Source organism: Bacillus sp. C30 (assembly GCF_040838255.1).
Taxonomy (GTDB): Bacteria; Bacillota; Bacilli; order Bacillales; family Bacillaceae_G; genus Bacillus_A; species Bacillus_A mycoides.
Genome location: NZ_JBFPJH010000251.1, coordinates 1 through 4,975 on the forward strand (window position 1 = coordinate 1; position 4,975 = coordinate 4,975).

Consider the following 4,975-nt stretch of genomic DNA (forward strand, 5'->3'; position numbering starts at 1 on the left):
GATGGGGCTGGGGTGGAGGCTCGTGGGGCGGAGGATTTTTCCCAGGAAGTTTTGCTGGAGGCATGTTAGGTGGGCTTACAGCTGGCGCATTAACGGGTGCAGCAGGTGGAGGCTACTATCCAGCACCGTACCCAGTAACATATCCAGCACCATATCCAATGCCATACCCGGGTTATCAGCAAATACCATATCAGTATTAAACTAAAAAAGAGGATATCCTCTTTTTTAGTTTAATGCTTTATTTATAAAATATTTCCAAAAACAAGGTGAAAATATGTTAATATTTTGTTATTATAATTCAATATGTTAAATGCAAATTTTGGCTTTATCCCGCTATTTGTGGGTAGTAAAACCCCCACCTCAAAATTCAGCTGGAACAAAGAAGTTAGGTGGAAGCCCTGCTACCCGTAAAAGCACGATTGGTGATCAGTTGGGATGAACAAAACCCCCACTGATTAAAGTTTCACTTTATATTATTATTCGTGAATCGCTGCATTTTGTATATTAATCTCTATTTCATTATGTATCGGCAGTTAGATTTATATCTTGACATTTAATGAAATAAAAGAGGTTAGGTGTGAGGTCGTATTAGTAGGGAGCAGAGGCTAATAGTGATGAAATTGTCACTTTACAAATTCAAAGAATGTAAGAGAATACTGTATAATAAGCTTAGATAAGTAGAGAGATGAGAAGCTTCTACTATAATTAAAACAGCACCATATTGCTTTTTTTTATAAATAATATTATGTTATTTTAATCGGCCTATTTAGAAAAAATTTGTGATTTATCCCGCATTAACGGGCAGTAAGACTCCCAACTCAAAATTCGGTGAATGTGAGGAAGTTAGGTGGGAGATAAAAGCCCGATTGGTGAAGGCTAATAATCAGTGGGGGATGGACAACCCCCCCCACTGATTAAAGTTTCATTTTATGTAAAGGCGTATTGTTAGAAAATGAAATATCTCTATTTCTATGAAGAGAAACGAGTTGTGTTTTAGTCAGATAGGAAGCAAGGAGAGGTGCGCATGCTAGAACAAAGAGGTCATGCATTATATGACTCTTCATTGCAAGATTTAAAATTAGCATTAGATGAGTCTTCAATTGTTGCTATTACAGACCGAAATGGTCTTATTACATATGTGAATGAAAAATTTTGTAAAATCTCAAAATATAAAAGAGAAGAGTTAATAGGAAAAGATCACCGTATTTTAAATTCCGGATATCATCCGAAAGCATTTTTTCAAATCCTATGGAAGCGTATTTTGAGTGGAAAAGTCTGGACGGGGGAAATTCGAAATCAAGCAAAAGATGGTACGTATTATTGGGTTAAAACAACAATTGTTCCATTTTTAAATGAAAAGGGAGAACCTTATCAATTTATTGCAATTCGAAATGATATAAGTAGTAGGAAAGAAGCAGAACAAAGATTACGATTAAGCGAAAGTCGTTATAGGGAACTTGCTTATCATGATGCGTTAACAAGTTTACCGAACCGTTTACAGTTAATTACGACTGTAAATAAGATGATTGCAGAGAAAATAGAGTTTGGCATGATTTACTTTGATTTAGATCGTTTTAAATTAGTGAATGATACGTTAGGTCATATGATAGGAGATTTACTTTTAAGCGAAGTTGCTTCACGGTTGCATTATGTGCTAGGAGAGAAAGATGTTCTGGCTAGGCTTGGTGGCGACGAATTTGTGCTGTTAACAAAAACTCATACACATGATGAGATGAGGCAGTTAGCGACATCCGTGTTGTCATGCTTTCAAGCGCCATTTATGCTTGAAGGTCATGAAGTATATATTTCAGCTAGTCTAGGACTTTGTTCCTATCCGCAAGATGGAAAAGACGTTGAAACGTTATTAAAAAATTCGGATTTAGCCATGTATAGTGCGAAAGAGCAAGGAAGAAATGCGGCGTGCTTCTTTACAGATGAATTACGTGCGAAAATAAACCGTAGAATGAAAATAGAATTTGCTTTGCAAAAAGCGATTCGTGACGAAGAATTAAAAGTGGCATTACAACCCGTTATTGATTTGAAAACAAAGAAATGTACTGGTATTGAGGCTTTAGTACGCTGTAATACAGAAGAAGGTCCTATTTCACCAAGTGAATTTATCCCTGTAGCTGAAGAGTGTGGACTTATTATAAAACTAGGAGACTGGGTACTAGAAAAGTCATGTCGACTGTTTAAAACTTTACCAGATTATCAAGAGGGACTGAAGTTATCTGTTAATTTATCAATACAACAATTGATGCAAAAGCGATTTATTTTATCTGTTCGTAGTATATTGAAGCGAACAGGGTTTCCGCCAAATCGTTTAATATTAGAAATAACAGAAAGTATAGCTGTACGTCATTTTGATTATATTATTGCTACATTACAATAATTAAGAAGTATGGGAATTTTAATCGCTTTAGACGATTTCGGAACAGGGTATTCCTCATTATATTATTTAAAACAACTACCACTTGATATTGTGAAAATTGATCGTAATTTTATTCGTGAGTTTCATTATGATCATGCACAACCAGAGCGAACGATTGTAAAATCGGTTATTGAAATCGCCCATAGTTTAAATTTATTAGTGGTTGCTGAAGGGGTAGAAACGGTAGAACAAGAAAGTTTATTAAAATCAATGAGTTGCGACTTTGTACAAGGTTTTTATTATGCGAAACCGTTAGATATAGGGGAACTAAAAGAAAAGTTATTAACTGATTTTTAATAAAAAAAGAGAAGCGAAAAGCTTCTCTTTTTTATTGTTTTTTTTGTGAATCTTTCATTAAAACTGGATAAAGAATAAGACCTAATACAAACAAACCAATGCCTAAGAAGAATGTTTTTAAATCAGCAGTTCCCGTTTTAATAACCCATATGGAATATAAAAATGCTAGTGCAGTAATGATTCCATCTTTTATTCGAGATCCCGGCATTACATCATACGTTTCCCCCGTAATAACTAATTTTAACTGATACAAGGTAGAAACAAGGTACGGGATTAAATATGCTAATGTCGCTACAACAATAGCGAAATTATATGCTTCTGAAACAGTACCAGAAATCGTTGAGAATAAGAAAATTTGCGTCATCACATTTGTAATAAATAATGATTTTGAAGGACTACCTTTTTTATTTGTTTTACTGAAAAACTTAGGGAAAAGTCCATTTTTAGCAGCCTGGTAAGGTACTTCTGAGCTAACAACGATCCATCCTACAGTAGAGCCGAATAAAGATACGAGTGCAAGTAAGGCCATTATATAAGCACCTTTAGTACCAATTGCTAAATTTAATGCATCTACTAATGGTTTTTGAGACTCTTTTAAAGCGTCTTGTGGAAGAGTGCCCATTGTTAGTAGAGTAATTGCCATGTAAATAAGAAGAGCGATGATTAATCCGAAAATCGTAGCTTTCTTAACATCGTGCTGAGATTTTGCACGGTTAGAGAGCATAACTGCTGACTCAATACCGATAAACGCCCAAAGTGTTGCAATAGCAGCGGAATTTATTTGTCCACCCAACGAAATAGGTTGTCCAGCTTCATTCATAAATGTTTGACCGTCCCCGAAATTAGAGGCATTGAAAATGAATAATGTGATTACAATAAATATTGTAAATCCGATGATTTTTGCGATTGTTGCAAGAAGGTTCATATTTCCTGCTCTATCAATATTTTGAGAAAGAATATATTGAATTCCCCATAGCATCATACTACATACTATAAAGGTTAAAGCTTTTCCAAGTTCTAATGAAAATCCGTTTGTTGAAAAGAGAATTTGCTTACTTTGTAAAACTGGGAAGAATGTTGATAAATATCCTGCAAAGGAAATAATTACAGATGCTGTAGCAGCCCAGTTAGCAGCCCAGTATCCCCAAGCCATACTATATCCTGCAACTTTACCTGTCTTTTGAGAAGTAAACATTGCTTGGGCGTAACTTTGTGGTCCTGCTTTTAATTCTGGTTTACGAATTGCTAAATTTCCAAATACGAGTGCAATCATAAATACACCAAGTCCTGTAATACTCCATGCCAGTGTAGATCCCATTGGACCTGATACGTGTGCTAAATTTGCTGGGAGCATAAATACGCCACCGCCAACCATATTCCCGATAACAAAAGCTGTTAAAATCCATAATCCCCATTTTTTCGTTTCCATTTTTGTTAACTCCTTTGTAGTAAGTTTTGCTTAAACATCATTTTTTACTAGCATTTTTGGCAATAAAAAAAGAGCCATGTAGATAAAAAATACCTACATGGCTCTTTGCCAAAGCGTAGGTACAACGGGAATAACCCTTGTACCTACGCGTAATTTTTCCGCTAGGTTTCAAGGGTTAAGTATGATGATGATGTTTTTGTGCAAATGTAACTACAGTTGTATAAGTAAGCATAGTTCTTTGCTCCCTTTCTCCTCTGATTTTGAAGTTAGTATACTACATGTTTTTTTGAATGAAAAGAAAAATTTATAAAAATACGTTTTAGAGACTAAATATTTACCTATAGTTTTCTTGTACTGGAACATAAGTGAGAGATTGGCAGAAGAGTATAGCGTGGTATAATACATATAGAACTAGAAGGTGACAAGGGGCTATTGTAGATGATGAGTAAGTATGAACAAATTTATACAGAAATCAGCAAGTCTATTGATAATAAACAATTAAAAGAAGGATGTAAAATCCCATCAGAAACGGAATTAATGAAGCAGTATGAGGCAAGTAGGGGTACTGTAAGAAAAGCTGTAGATTTATTGCAAGAGCGTGGATATGTTCAAAAAATACACGGAAAAGGTGTTTTTGTATTAAAGCGCAAAAACATTGAATTTAACTTTGGTGGTATTGTAAGTTTCCAAGAAGAAAATGAACGTCTAGGACGTCATTGTATTACAGAAGTCGTGGAAATAGAGAAAATGAAAGCGACACAAGATGTAGCAAAGTTATTAAACGTGAAAGAAAAAACGGAAATAAATCATATTAAACG

2 protein-coding genes and 2 pseudogenes are annotated in these 4,975 nt (G+C 34.9%); 3 read left to right on the forward strand and 1 reads right to left on the reverse strand.

From position 1 onward, the window contains the following. A pseudogene (locus tag AB3X49_RS17660) lies at nt 1–200 on the forward strand (hypothetical protein); the annotation flags it as partial. An 824-nt stretch (nt 201–1,024) separates the two neighbouring features. After that, nucleotides 1,025–2,728 (forward strand): annotated as a pseudogene (locus AB3X49_RS17665) (putative bifunctional diguanylate cyclase/phosphodiesterase). Between the two features lie 31 nt (nt 2,729–2,759). Here the strand turns inward: AB3X49_RS17665 and AB3X49_RS17670 are convergent. Continuing rightward, a complete protein-coding gene (locus AB3X49_RS17670) occupies nt 2,760–4,157 on the reverse strand; it encodes an amino acid permease (RefSeq protein WP_367963720.1) in 1,398 nt (465 codons plus the stop codon). A 438-nt stretch (nt 4,158–4,595) separates the two neighbouring features. Between AB3X49_RS17670 and AB3X49_RS17675 the strand changes: the two genes are divergently transcribed. Beyond that, nucleotides 4,596–4,975, forward strand: a 380-nt coding sequence (locus tag AB3X49_RS17675; RefSeq protein ID WP_367963722.1) for a GntR family transcriptional regulator, incomplete at its 3' end; no start/stop codon positions are given.